This window comes from Massilia sp. UMI-21 (assembly GCA_015277795.1).
GTDB lineage: Bacteria > Pseudomonadota > Gammaproteobacteria > Burkholderiales > Burkholderiaceae_D > Telluria.
This window is the reverse complement of record CP063848.1, coordinates 4,053,185-4,069,156: the sequence shown is the minus strand read 5'-3', so window position 1 is coordinate 4,069,156 and position 15,972 is coordinate 4,053,185. Positions and strand designations below refer to the sequence as shown.

Here is a 15,972-nt window from a genome sequence, read left to right as displayed (position 1 = left end):
GCTGGAGCGTAAATTTCCATCAGACAGGTGATCCGCTGCCGTCATCGACCAGGGAGGAGTAGCCATGCAGTTCAGTAAGCTCTTGCAAGCCGCATTCGCCGCCGTCATTGCCATGACGATGGCAGTCGGACCGGTGCTGACGGGCGCCGCCGCCGCGCATGCCCAGCAATACCAGAACAACCGCGCCTACGGCCCGGTCATCAATGGATTCAACGTGGAAGAAGTGCGTCGCCTGACGCCGGGCGTCGAATTGCATTTCGATATGTATGGCAGCCCGGGCGGCAGCGCGACCCTGCGCATCGACGGCGCGACCCGCAACCTGCACCTGACCGAGGTCGAACCGGGCCAGTACACGGGCACCTACACCATCGGCACCCACGACCGCATTCGTCCCGAGAGCGGCGTGACGGCCAACCTGCGCCTGGGCAACCAGGTGGCGACCAACCGGCTGAGCGAGTCGCTGCTGCAGCCGAACGCCGCGCGCGGCCAGCGCCGCGGCGAACTGGCGGGTGCGCCGGCGATCCAGCGCTTCGACGTGCAGGGCAGCGCGGACCTCGGCCCGGGCAACGAACTGCGCTTCACGGTGGTCGGCACGCCCGGCGGACGGGTCGAGGTGGCGGTCGCCGGTGCGCGTGGCGTGTTCTTCCTGCCGGAAGTGCGGCCGGGCGAATACGACGCCGTCTACACCATCCGCAGCGCCGACCGGATCGCGCCGAACAGCCGCGTCACCGCGACCATCCGCGCCAACGGCCGCTACACCACCAGCGTGCTGGGCCGGCCCTTGCTGGCGGGCGCGCGCGCCAGCGAGCCGCGCCAGGCGCGCTACTGCACCAATTGCGCGGTGGTGGAAGCGGTCAATGTGATCGAGGTGTCGGGTAACGGCAACTACCTGGGTGCGGCGGGCGGCGCCGTCATCGGTGGCCTGCTCGGCAGCCAGGTCGGCAGCGGCAGCGGCCGCACCGCCGCTACGGTGGCCGGCGCGGTGGCCGGCGGCCTGGCCGGCCGCAACGTGCAGCGCAACATGCAGCGCGAACAGCGCTATGAAGTGGTGGTGCGCTATACCAGCAACGGGGCGACCCAGACCCTGCAGTTCGACAACGATCCGGGCTTCCGCCAGGGCGACCGGGTGCGGGTGAACAACGGGGTGCTGTCGCGGGATCAGTAAGCGTCGCGCTATCTGGATGGACAAGGCCGGTACCCGAGCGGGACCGGCCTTGTTTTTTTACCGCAGTCGGGTCAGGCAGTCGCCAGCACCTGGTCGTCGCCCGGCTGTTCGCTTTCGGCTTTCTGCTTGGCGCCCTTGGTGCGCGAGCGCGAGGGCGGCAGGCGGCGCAGGGTCTTGAGGGCGTCGGCATCCTTGATGCCGATGGTGCGCTGGTCGACGGTGATCAGGCCGATTTCATTGAAGGCCGACAGGGTGCGGCTGACGGTTTCGAGCGTGAGCCCGAGGTAGCTGCCGATCTCGTGGCGCGTCATGCGCAGGTTGAACAGCTTGCTCGAGTAGCCCATGGCGGCGAAGCGGTCGGCCAGCGAGACCAGGAAGCGGGCCACGCGGGCCTCGGCGGAGAGGGCGCCGAGCATGCCGATCATGGTCTGCTCGCGCACCAGTTCGCGGCTCATGACGCCGTACATCATGTTCTCGAGCTCGGCATGCACGCGGCCGAGGGCGGTCAGCTTCTTGAAGGGCAGCAGGATCAGGTCGCAGTCGGACAGGGCCACGGCTTCCGAGGCGTAGTGGCGGGTATGGATGCCGTCCACGCCCAGCATGTCGCCCTTCATCGGGAAGCTCAGCACCTGCTCGTTGCCGAACTCGTCGATGAGCACGGTCTTGAGGAAGCCCGAATTGACGATGTACAGGGTGTCGAAGGCCTGGCCGATGGTGTGGACGCGCTGTCCGGTCTTGAACTGGACGTGCTGGAACAGCAATTCTTCGGAGGTCACCGAGACGCTGGCCGGGATGCGGAGCAGGTCGCAGACTTCCTTGAGGTTGGACCAGAGGCGGCCCTGGCGCTGGCGGCCGGCTTCCATGGGGGAATGCATGGTCGGCTGGGTGACGTTGCGTTGTTCTGACGTTGGCTGGGACTGCATGCTCATCTCCAGGTGAAAAACGGCGGGTTTCAGGCGGCGACCACAGGGCGGAGCAGAGCAGGGAACAGGCCGGCGGCGCTGTGGAGGCAAACCCCGCTGCTGGCTGGCTCACGCTGGGACTTGGATCGCAAGCAAGTCGAAACGCTGAATTCAGTATGCCAACACGAGTCCGGCACGGATATCAGCGTGTGCTGAATATGTAGGTAGGAAGGATGACAGCCTTGTAGGAATAATCCGACCCTTGGGGACGGGGCGCCACAGGGGAAACCTGGGAAAGGAAGAGGAACGGGGAGAGAGGAGGGTAGGAATTCCTACCCTCGGGGAGCGTGGCGCAGCGGGCACAAAATGCGCCGCAGCGTGTCTAAAACATCTTTGTGCTAAGCCTTCATCGGAGACAAGAGCCGGTGCGCCACGGCGTACTGGACCATTTCGGACAGCGAACTCATGCCCATTTTCTGCATGATGCGGGTCTTGTGGGTGCTGACGGTCTTGACCGACAGGTGCAGGCTGTTGGCGATGTCGGTAATCGACTTGCCGCCGACGAGCATCGAAAACACCTCGAATTCGCGGTCCGACAATTGTTTGTGCAACAGCTGTTCGTTCGGCGCCATGATGTTCAGGGCCAGCTGTTCGGCCACCTCGGTACTGATATAGGGGCGTCCCGACGCCACCTTGCGGATCGCGCCGACCAGCTGGGTGCCCGCGCTCTCCTTGGTCAGGTAGCCTTGGGCGCCGGCGCGGATGGCGCGTACCGCGTACTGTTCTTCTTCGTGCATCGTCAGGATCAGGATCGCCAGCTTGGGTGCTTCGCTGCGCACCTGGCGGATCAGGTCGACGCCGCTGCGGCCCGGCATCGACAGGTCGAGCAGCAGCAGGTCGAAGCCGCCCTGGCGTACCTGGGCCAGCACCTCGAAGCCGTTGGTCGCCTCGCCGGCAATCTCGATATCCGGTGCACCGTCAAGGATGCGCTTGAGGCCTTCGCGCATGATCGTGTGGTCGTCGGCAATGACTATGCGAATCATAAATCCATCCTTCAGGGTGAAAGCGACACTGACCGATGCAGGCTAACACAGGATTGCGCCGGCATTGCTCCACCTTTCGCCAGGCCGGGAGGCGGCGCCCCGGGACCGGGCCTGGCTGCAAGGCTCATTCTGGCGCCGGTTCGCTGATCAGGCGGTGCACCAGCACCGGCTTGGTGGTGTGCGACAGCACCTTGTTGGTCACGCTGCCCAGCAACAACTGGCCCCAGCCGCTGCGGCCGTGCGAACCCATGAAGATCAGGTCGCAGCTTTCCTGCTCGGCGACGTCGACGATCTTGAGCGCGGCGGTGTCGGAAAACGCGGTCATGCAGGCATGCGCGAGCCCCGCGCCGGCGCAGGACCGCATGATCTTGCCCATGTATTCCTCGCCCATGCGGCGCATCTGCGCGATGTATTCCTCTTCGCTCGGATAGGAGGGCGGGATGATCTCCACATAGACCGGATACTGGTAATCGGGCGCGACGAACAGGGCCAGCACCTCGGCGCCCATCTGTTGCGCGAATTTGACGCCGGCGCAGGCCGTATGCTGCGACACGGCCGAGCCGTCGGTGGTGATCAGGATTTTCCGATACATGGTTGACTCCTCCAATGGCCACGCCATTCTGGAGCGAACATGGCGTGGCGGCGCTTGCAAGAACGCAAACTGTTGAGCTCGATCAAACTTGGGCACTTATTTCAGCGCAGCAACAATCAGCCGGCCGCGCCTTCGCGTTACGAAAAACAACACCTCCTTGTGTAAACATTCAGGAACCGTGCGATTTAATTGTCGCGGAAATAAGTTTCGCTGTCCATTTTGTTGCGTCTCCATCTCCGAGATTTACCTACGGCAACCACACTGCTACACTTCCATGCAGATTTCAGCCATTCCGCATGCCGCCCGCGCGGCCGGATGGGCGCAGTAAACACCGCACGTTCAATACAGTATTGCAAAGCTCATTGCGAACTTAACACCATGGAGAAGCAGGGATTATGACCGACGCCGCTGACGATTTCGACGCACTATTCGAGGAAGTGGCGGCCCAGCGCGCCAGCGCTCCCGCTGCCGCCGCGGCGCCGGCTCCCGAGGCGCCCGCTGCCGCGGCGGCCTCGGCGGCTGCTGCCGACGAGGACGACCTCGAATCCCTGTTCGACCAGGTGGCGGCGGCGGGCGCGCCGGCGGCGGCCCCGCTTGCTCCGGCGGCCCCGGTTGCCGCGGCCCCGGCCGCACATGGCGACGGCGAGCACGCCATGTTCGAACGCCTGGGCGGCATCGTGCGCCTGCTGCACGATTCGCTGCGCGAGCTCGGCTACGACAAGGCGCTCACCGAAGCTTCCTCGGCCATCAACGACGCCCAGGACCGACTGGAATACGTCGCCACGCTCACCGAACAGGCCGCCAACAAGGTACTGAACACCCTGGACGAGGGCATGCCGGCCCAGGACCTGCTGTCGAAGCAGGCCAAGGACATGGAAAGCCGCTGGGCCGACCTGTTCTCGGGCAAGCTCAGCCTGGACGAATTCAAGGCCCTGGCCGGCGACGCCCGCCAGTTTGCCGGCGCCGTCAACGTGGCCACCGAAGCCGAGAAGGCGCGCCTGCTCGAAATCATGATGGCGCAGGATTTCCAGGACATCACCGGCCAGCTGATCAAGAAAGTGGTGAAGATCACCCAGACCGTCGAGTCGGAACTGGCGCAGCTGCTGCGCGACAGCGCCCCGGCCGACCTGAAGGAAAAGCTGGCCAAGAAAGAGGCGCCGCCGGCCCCGGCCCCGCTGATGCAGGGCCCGTCGGTGCCGGAAACGGCGCTGGACCAGGATAACGTTGACGACCTTCTCGCCGATCTGGGGTTCTAATGGACGATATGCTCAAGGACTTCGTCGTCGAGGCGATGGACCTTGCGGTAAATGTTGAAGAACATTTATTGCGCCTCGAACGCGATCCGGACAACAAGGAAACGCTGAACGCGGTGTTCCGCTCTTTCCACACGATCAAGGGCGGGGCCGGCTTCATGGGCCTGCCCGCGCTGGTCGCGGCCTGCCACCTGACCGAGAACCTGTTCGACGCGCTGCGTACCGGCGCCGCGCCGGTGACCCCGCTCGCCATCGAAGCGGCGCTCGAGGCGTCCGGCTTCGTGGCCGACCAGCTCAACGACCTGAACAACGGCACCCCGCCGGAAGGCCTGGCCTCGATGCCCGGTGCCCTCGAACGCATCCTGATGGACGCGATCGAAGGCAAGGGCGCGGCGAGCGCGCCGGCTGCGCCGGCGCCGGTTGCTCCCGTCGCCGTCCCCGCCGCCGCTGCGCCGCTGGCAGCCGCCCCGGCCGCCGGCGACGATGGCCTCGACTGGGTCGGCATGTACAACGCCGTGGTCCCGGCCAGCGCCGCGATCGCGGCGGCGCCGGCAGTTGCCGCGCCGGTTGCCGCCACCGTGTCCGCCACTGCCGCGCCGGCCGAAACCGCGCCGGCCGACGCCGCGCCGGCCGCCAGGGGCTCGGGCTGGGATGGCGTCGACCGCCGCCAGAACGACAAGGTCGCCGATGCGCGCGCAGCAAGCGCGCCGGCCAAGGACGAGAGCATCCGCATCGACGCGGTCAAGCTGGACGCGCTGCTGGAAGTGGCGGGCGAATCCGTGCAGGCCGCCAACCAGGCGGCCGTGCTGCTCGAGCGCCTGCAGCAGTTCAAGTTCGAAGGCCCGGCCGCCGCCCTGATGGCAACGCTCACCGAGACCCTCGAGCGCGCTTCGCGCTACTCGGCCGAACTGCAGCGCGCCACGCTGGCGACCCGCATGCAGCCGGTGGGCCGCCTGTTCCAGAAGTTCCCGCGCCTGGTGCGCGAGCTGGCCAAGGACCTCGGCAAGGATGTCGAGCTGACCATCGAAGGCGCCGAGACCGAAGTCGACCGCGTCGTGGTGGACAGCCTGTACGACCCGCTGGTGCACATGCTGCGTAACGCCCTGGACCACGGTGTCGAGTCGCCCGAAGAGCGCGTCGCGGCAGGCAAGCCGGCCAAGGCCTTCATCCTGCTGAAAGCCTGGCAGGAAGCGAACAGCGTCATGATCGTGCTGCAGGACGACGGCAAGGGCATGGACCCGGTCAGGCTGCGCAAGAAGGCGATCGACAAGGGGCTGATCGGCGAGAACGGCGCGCCGAACGACGACGACGCCTACCAGCTGGTGTTCCTGCCGGGCTTCTCGACCAAGGAAGTCGCTTCCTCGGTGTCGGGCCGCGGCGTGGGCATGGACGTGGTCAAGACCGCGGTCGAGAAGAACCGCGGCGCGATCCGCATCGAATCGCAGCTGGGTTCGGGCACGCGCTTCGCGATCCGCCTGCCGATCGAGCTGTCGATCGTCCCGACCATGCTGGTGTCGACTTCCAGCGCCTCGCTGGCGCTGCCGATGGCCGTCGTCGAGCGCGTGGTCGAGCTGCCGGAAGAGTTCCAGTGCGTCGGCGGCGCCCCGGTGCTGAAAGACCAGGGCCGCCCGCTGCCGGTGCGTTCGCTGGCCCTCGCGCTGGGCTACGAAGCCTGCTCGGAACGCGTCGGCATCGTCATCAACGCCCCGCAGCCCTACATCCTGGCGGTGGAAGCGGTGGACGGCACGGCCGACCTGGTGATCAAGCCGATGACCGCGCTGTCGGTCGAGGGCATCACCGGTACCGCGCGTTCGGCCGAGGGCGAACTGGTGCTGGTGGTGGGCCTGTCCTTCCTGATGGACGGCTGCCGCAGCAACGTGCGCCTCGCGGCGTAACGGGTTTCGTAGGGTGGTCGGCTTCGCCGACCGCGCGTCCAGGCGGCTGATGATTGGCCGCGGCCTGCTCATGGGTAATTTGAACGCGCGGACGGCGGAGCCGCCTTTCGCGGCCCGGTCCACCCTACGTAGTTACCGCAGTGCGCAAAGCCGCGATTGTTCCACTCTGTGACAAAAGCGCATACAAAAGCCTGAGCAAGCCCGCTCAGGCTTTTTTTATTTGCATTGTCGCTTGTATATGCAAATATTATTTGCATGAGTTCCGATTGGTTGGCAGAAAAATGCGTTGCCCCGGCTTGGTGCGGCAGTGCACAATTATGGCATAATCAAAAACCGTCCCCACGCAAGGGGTACCGCGTTCACCGGATAGACCATGCAAAAAACGCTCTACGACAAACTCTGGGATTCCCATGTCGTGCGTGCCGACCCTGATGGCACCACCGTCCTCTACATCGACCGCCACCTGGTACACGAAGTCACCAGCCCGCAAGCCTTCGAGGGCCTGCGCGAGGCCGGCCGCGGGCTATGGCGTACCTCGGCGAACCTGGCGGTGGCCGACCACAACGTGCCGACCACCGACCGCGTGCACGGCATCGCCGACCCCACCTCGCGCCTGCAGGTCGAGACCCTGGACGCCAATGCGAAAAGCTTCGGCCTGACCTACTTCGACATGAACGACAAGCGCCAGGGCATCGTGCACGTGATCGGCCCTGAGCAGGGCGCCACCTTGCCCGGCATGACCGTGGTCTGCGGCGACTCGCATACCTCCACCCACGGCGCCTTCGGCTGCCTGGCGCACGGCATCGGCACCTCGGAAGTCGAGCACGTGCTGGCCACGCAAACCCTGCTGGCCAAGAAATCGAAGTCGATGCTGGTGCGGGTCGAGGGCGAGCTGCTTGCGGGCGTCACCGCCAAGGACATCGTGCTGGCCGTGATCGGCCGGATCGGCACCGCCGGCGGCACCGGCTATGCCATCGAATTCGGCGGCTCGACCATCCGCGCGCTGTCGATGGAAGGCCGGATGACGGTCTGTAACATGGCGATCGAAGCGGGCGCGCGCGCCGGCATGGTCGCGGTGGACCAGACCACCATCGACTACGTGAAAGGCCGCCCGTTCTCGCCCGGGGGCGAACAGTGGGAACAGGCCGTCGCCTACTGGCGCACCCTGCACAGCGATGCGCACGCGCAGTTCGACACCGTGGTGACACTCGACGCCGCGGAGATCCTGCCGCAGGTCACCTGGGGCACCTCGCCCGAGATGGTGACCGCGGTCGACGGCCGCGTGCCGGACCCGCGCGAGGAGACCGACGCGGTGCGCCGCGGCGCCATCGAGAAAGCGCTGGCCTACATGGACCTGGCGCCGAACACCCCGATCGAGCAGATCCGGATCGACAAGGTCTTCATCGGCTCGTGCACCAACTCGCGCATCGAAGACCTGCGCGCCGCCGCCGATGTGGTGCGCGGCCGCCAGCGCGCCGCCAACGTCAAGCTGGCCATGGTGGTGCCGGGCTCGGGCCTGGTCAAGGAACAGGCCGAGCGCGAAGGCCTCGACCGCGTCTTCAAGGATGCCGGTTTCGAATGGCGCGAGCCGGGCTGCTCGATGTGCCTGGCGATGAACGCCGACCGCCTGGAGCCGGGCGAGCGCTGCGCCTCGACCTCGAACCGCAATTTCGAGGGACGCCAGGGGCAGGGCGGCCGCACCCACCTGGTCTCGCCCGCGATGGCCGCCGCCGCGGGCATCGCCGGCCACTTTGTCGACGTACGCGCACTCTGACGCGTTAATACCGTTTTCACCGTAAAAACAGGAACATCATGAAGAAAGTCATCGCCCTCGCACTCGCCGCAGCATTCGTCCTCACCGGCTGCAACACCATCTCGGGCATCGGCAAGGACGTGCAGAAGGTCGGCCAGGTCGTCACCAGCGCCGGCGGCAAATAATCACCAGATAACAGGCAAGGAGCCGGGAGCGAACATGGACAAATTCACCGTACACGAAGGCCTGGTGGCGCCGCTCGACCGCGCCAATGTCGACACCGACGCCATCATTCCGAAGCAGTTCCTGAAATCGATCCGCCGCACCGGCTTCGGCCCGAACCTGTTCGACGAATGGCGCTACCTCGACCACGGCGAGCCGGGCCAGGACTGCAGCACCCGTCCGCTGAACCCGGACTTCGTGCTGAACCAGCCGCGCTACGCGGGCGCCTCGATCCTGTTGGCGCGCAAGAACTTCGGTTGCGGCTCCTCGCGCGAGCACGCGCCCTGGGCACTGCAGCAGTTCGGCTTTCGCGCCATCGTGGCGCCGAGCTTCGCCGACATCTTCTTCAACAACTGCTACAAGAGTGGCCTGCTGCCGATCGTGCTGGACGGACAGGCGGTCGACGAGCTGTTCAAGGCGGTGGAGGGCACGCCCGGCTTCAGGCTGACCGTCGACCTGGAAAGCCAGCGTATCGCCAGCGTGGACGGCAGTCTCTCCCATGCCTTCGCCATCGACGACTTCCGCAAGTACTGCCTGCTGAACGGCCTGGACGACATCGGCCTGACCCTGCGCCACGCCGACGAGATCCGCGCCTTCGAGGCGCGCCACCTGGCCGCCCAGCCCTGGCTGGCGAACACCATCTGAACTAGAGAGACCGCATGAAAATCGCAATCCTGCCGGGTGACGGCATCGGCCCGGAAATCATGGACCAGGCGGTCAAGGTCCTGCGGGCCCTGGGCGAACCGTTCGAACTGGAATGTGCCGCGGTCGGCGGCGCCGGCTATGCGGCCCACGGCCATCCGCTGCCCGAAGCCACCTTGAAGCTGGCCAAGGAAGCCGATGCGGTGCTGTTCGGCGCGGTCGGCGACTACCAATACGATACGCTCGAGCGCGCGCTGCGCCCGGAGCAGGCCATCCTCGGCCTGCGCCGCGAACTCGGCCTGTTCGCCAACCTGCGTCCGGCCATCCTGTATCCGGAGCTGAGCGGCGCCTCCACGCTCAAGCCCGAGGTCGTATCCGGCCTGGACATCCTGATCATCCGCGAGCTCACCGGCGACATCTATTTCGGCAAGCCGCGCGGCGTGCGCACCTGCCCGGACGGGCCGTTCGCGGGCCAGCGCGAAGGCTTCGACACCATGCGCTACGCCGAAGGCGAGATCCGCCGCATCGCCCACGTGGCCTTCGGGGCGGCGCGCAAGCGCGGCTTGCGCGTGACCAGTGTCGACAAGGCCAACGTGCTGGAAACCTTCCAGTTCTGGCGCGACATCGTCACCGAGGTCCACCAGGAATATCCCGACGTCGAGCTCGAGCACATGTACGTCGATAACGCGGCCATGCAACTGGTGCGCGCGCCGAAGAAGTTCGACGTCATCGTCACCGGCAACATGTTCGGCGACATCCTGTCGGACGCCGCCGCCATGCTCACCGGCTCGATCGGCATGCTGCCATCAAGCTCGCTGGACGCGAACAACAAGGGCCTGTACGAGCCCTCGCACGGCTCGGCGCCGGACATCGCAGGCAAAGGCGTGGCCAATCCGCTGGCGACGATTCTCTCCGCCGCGATGATGCTGCGCTTTACGTTTGGGCGCGCAGAGCAGGCCGACCGCATCGAAACCGCGGTCAAGCGCGTGCTGGCGCAGGGATTGCGCACGCCCGACATCCACGAAGCAGGTACCAGGAAGGTCGGTACCGAAGAAATGGGCAATGCGGTCGTCGCAGCCCTTCAATAAATTTGCATACTCCAAGGGAAAAAACATGAAACTGGTAGGCCTGGTAGGCTGGCGCGGCATGGTGGGCTCGGTCCTGATGCAGCGCATGCAGGAAGAGGGCGATTTCGACCACATCGAGCCGGTGTTCTTCACCACCTCGAACCCGGGCGGCGCCGCGCCAAAAATGGCGAAGAACGAGACCGTCCTGAAGAGCGCGACGGACATCGCCGAGCTGTCGAAATGCGAGATCATCATTTCCTGCCAGGGCGGCGACTACACCCTTGATGTGTTCCCGAAGCTGCGCGCCAGCGGCTGGAACGGCTACTGGATCGACGCCGCCTCGACCCTGCGCATGAACGACGACGCCGTCATCGTGCTCGATCCGGTCAACAAGGACGTCATCAAGAACGCCATGTCGCGCGGCGTGAAGAATTTCATCGGCGGTAACTGCACCGTGTCCTGCATGCTGATCGGCCTGGGCGGCCTGTTCGAGCACGGCCTGGTCGAGTGGATGAGCTCGATGACCTACCAGGCGGCATCGGGCGGCGGCGCCCAGCACATGCGCGAACTGCTCACCCAGTTCGGCACCATCAACGGCGCCGTCAAGCCGCTGCTGGACGACCCGGCCTCGGCCATCCTCGAGATCGACCGCAGCGTGCTGGCCACCCAGCATGGCCTGAGCGCGGACGAAACCAGGCAGTTCGGGGTGCCGCTGGCCGGCAACCTGATTCCCTGGATCGACAAGGACCTGGGCAACGGCCAGTCGAAAGAGGAGTGGAAGGCCGGCGCCGAGACCAACAAGATCCTCGGCCGCGGCGAAGGCTTCGGGACCAGGGCGATTCCTGTCGACGGCCTGTGCGTGCGCATCGGCGCCATGCGCTGCCATTCGCAGGCGCTGACCATCAAGCTCACGCGCGACGTGCCGCTCGACGAGATCAACGACATCATCGCCTCGCACAACCAATGGGTGAAGCTGGTGCCGAACACCCGCGAAGCCTCGATGCGCGAGCTGTCGCCGGCAGCGGTGACCGGCGGCCTGGCGATCCCGGTGGGCCGCCTGCGCAAGATGTCGATGGGTAGTGATTACCTGTCGGCCTTCACCGTCGGCGACCAGTTGCTGTGGGGCGCCGCCGAACCGCTGCGCCGCATGCTGCGCATCGTGCTGGACAAGTAAGCAGTTCGTCGGCTGGCCCGCATGGCCGGCCAGCCGATATGCCGGGGCGTCCCACGGGTGCGCCCTTCCACCTTGGCAGTTTTGCCATACCTCCTGTAATATTGCCAAGCGCTTGTAATCAAACGCTATCAATTTCACTCCACATCGGTCATTCTGGCCACACATCCCCTCGGACAGCGCCTTCCATGTGCGCGGGAAGCTTGCATGCTCCAGAGCATGATGATATGTTGAGACTCCCAGGAAACGTCTTTCTTCAGGTCAACTTTCCTTAGCTAACTTTCGCTGCCAACTATGCATTTTCCTCATCGTCCTCCGCTCATGGCGTTTGCGCTGAAAACAGTCACCGCCGCTGTGGCCAGCGCCGTGCTCCTGTCGTCCGCCGCGCAAGCCGCCGGCCTCGGGAAACTGACGGTGCTGTCGGCGCTCGGACAGCCGCTGCGCGCCGAGATCGAACTGACGACGAGCGCCAGCGAAGATGCATCCAGCATGGCGGTGAAGCTGGCCTCGCCGGAAGCCTTCCGCGCGGCCAACATCGAATTCAACCCGGCCCTGCTGTCGCTGCGCTTCAATGTCGAGCAGCGCGCGGGCCGCCAGGTGATCCGCGTGAGCTCGACGCAGCCGCTGAACGAGCCTTTCGTGGACATGCTGCTCGAGCTGTCCTGGAACAACGGCCGCCTGGTGCGCGAGTACACCTTCCTGCTCGACCCGGCCGAGCTGCGCGCGACCCAGTCGGCCCAGGCGGCGGCCGAGACCCGCCAGCCGGCCCAGCCGGCAGCGCGGCCGGCGCCGGCGCCGGCGCCGGCGCAGCCGGCCGCGCCGGTCGCCCAGCCGCCACAGGAGCAGGCGCGCCGCGACAGCCCGGCGCCGGCGCCGCGCGCGGCGGCGGTCGAGGCCCCGTCGCGCTACCGCGTACGCCCGGGCGATACCCTCGGTGAGATCGCAAGCAAGCTGCGCCCGGCCGACATCTCGCTCGACATGATGCTGGTGGCGCTGTACCGCGCCAATCCGGACGCCTTCATCGGCAATAACATGAACCGCCTGAAGTCGGGCCAGATCCTGTCGGTGCCCGATTCCGGCGCGATCCGGGGCAGCGGCAGCGAGTCCGAGGCGCGCGGCATCGTGATCGCGCACGCGGCCGACTTCAACGCCTACCGCAACAAGCTGGCCGGGCAGGTGGCGAACGCGGCCCCGCAGCGCACGCCGCAGGCCGGCCAGAGCGCAGCCGGCAAGATCACCGCCAAGGTCGAGGAAGGCCGCACCGCCGCCAATGAATCGCAGGACCAGCTGCGCCTGTCCAAGGCCACCGGGGCGGCGGCCGGCGCGCAAGCCGACAATGGTGCGAATACCACCACCGCCGAAGACGCCATCGCGCGCGAGCGCGAACTGGCGCAGGCCCAGGAGCGCGTCAAGGAACTCGAGAAGAACGTCAACGAACTCGAACAGCTGATGACGGTGAAGAGCCGTTCTGGCAGCGAGGCGCAGAACGCGGTGGTGGCCGGCGCCGGCGCCGGCAAACTGGCGCAGGCTCCGGCCGTCCCGGCAGCCAAGCCTGCCGAGAAGGCCAGGGCGAAGGCAGCGCAGCAGGCCAAGCCGCAAGAGAAGAGCTTCGCCGACACCTTGATGGACAACATCAACATCATCGCCGGCGGCGCAGCCATCCTGCTGCTTGCCGCGCTGGGCGTCTCGCAGCGCCGCAAGAAGAAGCCGGGCGGCGCCCAGGCCGTGATCGCGGAACCGACGGTGCCGGGCGTACCGAAGCAGGCCGCGCATTCGCTGTTCGCGGAAGCGGGCGGCCAGAGCGTCGACACCAGCAACAGCGTGTTCAATTCCAGCTTCGCGCCGTCGGCCTCGCAGCTCGACACGAACGAGGTCGATCCGGTCGCGGAAGCCGACGTCTACATCGCCTATGGCCGCGACGCCCAGGCCGAAGAGATCCTGAAGGAAGCCCTGCGCACCCATCCGGAACGCCATGCGGTGCGCCTCAAGCTGCTCGAGATCTACGCCGCGCGCAAGGACCTGCGCGCCTTCGAGACCCAGGCCAACGAGCTGCACGGCCTGACGCGCGGCCAGGGCGACGAATGGGCCCAGGCCGCGGCCCTCGGCATGGGCATCGACCCGGCCAATCCCTTGTATGCCAGTGCCGCCAACGGCGCCGCCGCGGCGGCGGTGCACAGCCCGAGCCCGCAGGAGCGCGAGCAGCAGACGCTGCTGTCGAAGCAGCTCGAAGATGCCTTCCGTTCGGGCAGCCCGCTCGATAACGCGCGTGCCGATGCGCTTGGCGCCCCGCTGGCGGCCCTGGGTGCGGGCGCGGCGGCCGGCGCCGCCCATGCCGCGATCGATCACGACGAGCAGCTGGAGGCGACCGCCGTGCCCGCGGCGGACGTGGACACCGCACAGCGCACCGAAGACAATGCACTCGATTTCGACCTCGGCGGCCTGAGCTTCGAGCCGGTCGGCAGCAGCGAGCCGATCGCCATGACAGGTCCGGACGCGGTCCAGGACGAGACCGCCGTGCCGGACCTCGACTTCGCGCTGGATCCGCTCGGCGATGCCGGCACCGCGCTCCCGGTCGACGAGACCGCCGCACCTGCTTCCTCCAGCGAGGAGCCCTTCGACCTGGCCTTCGACATGCACTTCGGCGAGCCGGAAGCCGGCGCCGCGCAGGCCTCGACGGCGGAGCACGACATCGACATGGCCGGCCTGGCCGCCGAATTCGACCTGCCGCCGCTGCCTGCCATCGCCGAGGACGAGGTGCCGGCGCTGGCCACCGCCGGCGCGCAAGAGAACGACCCCTTGTTCGACCTCGATACGATGGACTTCGGCCTGTCGGCGCCGGCGGCGCCGGCAGCCAGTGTGGCCGAGGCGACGCCCTTCCACGAGGAAGTCCCGGCGATCGCCAGCGCCCCGGCATCCGCGCTCGGCGCGGACGACCCCCTGTTCGACCTCGACACCATGGACTTCGGCAGCCCGGCCGACGCCGATGCCGATGCTGCTGCCCCGGCCCCGGCCCTGGCCCAGCCGGCGGTGGAACCTTTCGAATTCGACGCCCCGCCGGCGACTGCAGTGCCGGCCGCCGAGCCGTTCGCCTTCGACATGCAGGTGGATGACGGCACCGACCCGTTCGCGCTGGAAGAAATCCCGGCGCCTGCGGCGACCGGGGAATCGGTCCCCGGACCGGTGGAGCCATCGTTCGACCTGGCCGATATCGACCTCGACCTGCCGTCCTTCGAGCAGCCGGCAAGCGCCGCGGCGGCCACCGACCTGCCGGAGCAGGGCGCGGCCGGCGAAGCGGCCGCGCTGTCGCCGGAGCACATGGAAATGGAAACCAAGCTCGACCTCGCAATCGCCTACCAGGAGATCGGCGACAAGGAAGGTGCGCGCGAGTTGCTCGATGAAGTCATCAAGGGCGGCAGCGGCGAACAGGTGAGCAAGGCCAGCGCGATGCGCTCGCTGCTCGCGTGAGGCGCATCGCACTGGGTGTCCAGTACGTCGGTACGGGCTGGAACGGCTACCAGAAGCAACCGGAGCGTAACACCGTCCAGGACCGGCTCGAGATCGCCCTCGAGAAGTTCGCCTGCACGCCGCTGGCCACCACCTGCGCCGGCCGCACCGACGCCGGCGTGCACGGCATCGAGCAGGTGGTCCATTTCGACACGACGCTGGACCGCGCCACGCAGAGCTGGGTGCGCGGCGTGAACGCCTTCCTGCCGGAGTCGATCGTGGTGCGCTGGGCGCACGAGCTCGCGCCCGAGCTTGACGGCAACGCATTCCACGCGCGCTTCTCGGCGCGCTCGCGCACCTACCATTACGTGCTGTACAACAATCCGAACCCGTCGGCGCTGCTGGCCGGCCGGGCCGGGTGGGTGTTTCGTCCGCTGGACGTCGAGCGCATGGTGGAGGCGGGCCGCCACCTGATCGGCGAGCACGATTTCTCGGCCTTCCGGGCCTCGGGCTGCCAGGCGAATACTCCGGTCAAGCAGATGCACGAGGTGAGCATCCGGCGCTACGGCGACGTGATCGTGTTCACGGTGCGCGCCAGCGCTTTTCTCCATCACATGGTGCGCAACATCGTCGGCTCGCTCATCTACGTGGGCACCGGCCGCAACGAACCGGGCTGGATGAAAGAGGTGCTCGAGAGCCGCTCGCGCGACGTCGCCGCGCCCACCTTCATGCCGGACGGCCTGTACCTGGCCAAAATCGATTACGATCCGAAGTGGGGATTGCCCCAAGAGCCAACACATCCGCTGCCCTGGCTATAGCCCGT

The 15,972-nt window shown here is 66.8% G+C and carries 13 protein-coding genes; 10 read left to right on the top strand and 3 right to left on the bottom strand.

Annotated features, from left to right (window positions below; genetic code table 11):
• Positions 1-64: 64 nt before the first annotated feature.
• Positions 65-1,165, top strand: a complete 1,101-nt coding sequence (locus IM543_17965; protein QOY93429.1) for a glycine zipper 2TM domain-containing protein — start codon at positions 65-67, stop codon at positions 1,163-1,165.
• A gap of 71 nt (positions 1,166-1,236) precedes the next feature.
• On the opposite strand, the gene IM543_17960 is transcribed toward IM543_17965, so the two are convergent.
• The 3 genes from IM543_17960 to IM543_17950 form a co-directional block, all read right to left on the bottom strand.
• Entirely contained in the window at positions 1,237-2,028 is a 792-nt protein-coding gene (locus IM543_17960; protein ID QOY96738.1) for a helix-turn-helix domain-containing protein, read from the bottom strand.
• 437 nt (positions 2,029-2,465) lie between these two features.
• On the bottom strand, positions 2,466-3,110 hold the full coding sequence (locus tag IM543_17955; GenBank protein ID QOY93428.1) for a response regulator transcription factor: 645 nt from the start codon (positions 3,108-3,110) through the stop codon (positions 2,466-2,468).
• A gap of 124 nt (positions 3,111-3,234) precedes the next feature.
• On the bottom strand, positions 3,235-3,702 hold the full coding sequence (locus tag IM543_17950) for a universal stress protein (GenBank protein QOY93427.1): 468 nt from the start codon (positions 3,700-3,702) through the stop codon (positions 3,235-3,237).
• Between the two features lie 395 nt (positions 3,703-4,097).
• Here IM543_17950 and IM543_17945 point away from each other — a divergent pair, with 395 nt between their 5' ends.
• The 9 genes from IM543_17945 to truA all read left to right on the top strand — a co-directional run bounded on the left by IM543_17945 (position 4,098) and on the right by truA (position 15,967).
• On the top strand, positions 4,098-4,958 hold the full coding sequence (locus tag IM543_17945) for a protein phosphatase CheZ (GenBank protein ID QOY93426.1): 861 nt from the start codon (positions 4,098-4,100) through the stop codon (positions 4,956-4,958).
• A complete protein-coding gene (locus IM543_17940; GenBank protein ID QOY93425.1) occupies positions 4,958-6,850 on the top strand; it encodes a chemotaxis protein CheA in 1,893 nt (630 codons plus the stop codon). The genes IM543_17945 and IM543_17940 overlap by 1 nt, the downstream gene beginning before the upstream one ends.
• Before the next feature lie 373 nt (positions 6,851-7,223).
• Positions 7,224-8,624, top strand: coding sequence for a 3-isopropylmalate dehydratase large subunit (leuC, locus tag IM543_17935; protein ID QOY93424.1), 1,401 nt, complete (start codon positions 7,224-7,226; stop codon positions 8,622-8,624).
• Positions 8,625-8,662: 38 nt separating this feature from the next.
• Positions 8,663-8,788, top strand: coding sequence for an entericidin A/B family lipoprotein (locus IM543_17930; GenBank protein QOY93423.1), 126 nt, complete (start codon positions 8,663-8,665; stop codon positions 8,786-8,788).
• A 34-nt stretch (positions 8,789-8,822) separates the two neighbouring features.
• Positions 8,823-9,470, top strand: coding sequence for a 3-isopropylmalate dehydratase small subunit (leuD, locus tag IM543_17925; GenBank protein ID QOY93422.1), 648 nt, complete (start codon positions 8,823-8,825; stop codon positions 9,468-9,470).
• A gap of 14 nt (positions 9,471-9,484) precedes the next feature.
• Positions 9,485-10,555: a 3-isopropylmalate dehydrogenase gene (gene leuB / locus IM543_17920; protein ID QOY93421.1), complete on the top strand. Its 1,071-nt coding sequence runs from the start codon at positions 9,485-9,487 to the stop codon at positions 10,553-10,555.
• A gap of 25 nt (positions 10,556-10,580) precedes the next feature.
• Complete coding sequence (gene asd / locus IM543_17915) at positions 10,581-11,708, top strand: aspartate-semialdehyde dehydrogenase (protein QOY93420.1); 1,128 nt, start codon at positions 10,581-10,583, stop codon at positions 11,706-11,708.
• A 291-nt stretch (positions 11,709-11,999) separates the two neighbouring features.
• Positions 12,000-15,170, top strand: coding sequence for a LysM peptidoglycan-binding domain-containing protein (locus IM543_17910; protein QOY93419.1), 3,171 nt, complete (start codon positions 12,000-12,002; stop codon positions 15,168-15,170).
• The gene (truA, locus tag IM543_17905) at positions 15,167-15,967 is read left to right on the top strand and encodes a tRNA pseudouridine(38-40) synthase TruA (GenBank protein QOY93418.1); all 801 of its coding nucleotides are present in this window, start codon (positions 15,167-15,169) and stop codon (positions 15,965-15,967) included. Before IM543_17910 ends, truA begins: the two co-directional genes overlap by 4 nt.
• Positions 15,968-15,972: the final 5 nt, after the last annotated feature.

Excerpts from the sequence above, each read along its gene's own strand:
- IM543_17940 (QOY93425.1), top strand. The coding sequence starts at position 4,958 with ATGGACGATATGCTCAAGGACTTCGTCGTCGAGGCGATGGACCTTGCG.
- leuC (QOY93424.1), top strand. The coding sequence starts at position 7,224 with ATGCAAAAAACGCTCTACGACAAACTCTGGGATTCCCATGTCGTGCGT.
- IM543_17965 (QOY93429.1), top strand. The coding sequence starts at position 65 with ATGCAGTTCAGTAAGCTCTTGCAAGCCGCATTCGCCGCCGTCATTGCC.
- leuD (QOY93422.1), top strand. The coding sequence starts at position 8,823 with ATGGACAAATTCACCGTACACGAAGGCCTGGTGGCGCCGCTCGACCGC.
- IM543_17945 (QOY93426.1), top strand. The coding sequence starts at position 4,098 with ATGACCGACGCCGCTGACGATTTCGACGCACTATTCGAGGAAGTGGCG.
- IM543_17910 (QOY93419.1), top strand. The coding sequence starts at position 12,000 with ATGCATTTTCCTCATCGTCCTCCGCTCATGGCGTTTGCGCTGAAAACA.
- IM543_17960 (QOY96738.1), bottom strand. The coding sequence starts at position 2,028 with ATGGAAGCCGGCCGCCAGCGCCAGGGCCGCCTCTGGTCCAACCTCAAG.
- IM543_17930 (QOY93423.1), top strand. The coding sequence starts at position 8,663 with ATGAAGAAAGTCATCGCCCTCGCACTCGCCGCAGCATTCGTCCTCACC.
- IM543_17955 (QOY93428.1), bottom strand. The coding sequence starts at position 3,110 with ATGATTCGCATAGTCATTGCCGACGACCACACGATCATGCGCGAAGGC.
- IM543_17950 (QOY93427.1), bottom strand. The coding sequence starts at position 3,702 with ATGTATCGGAAAATCCTGATCACCACCGACGGCTCGGCCGTGTCGCAG.
- leuB (QOY93421.1), top strand. The coding sequence starts at position 9,485 with ATGAAAATCGCAATCCTGCCGGGTGACGGCATCGGCCCGGAAATCATG.
- asd (QOY93420.1), top strand. The coding sequence starts at position 10,581 with ATGAAACTGGTAGGCCTGGTAGGCTGGCGCGGCATGGTGGGCTCGGTC.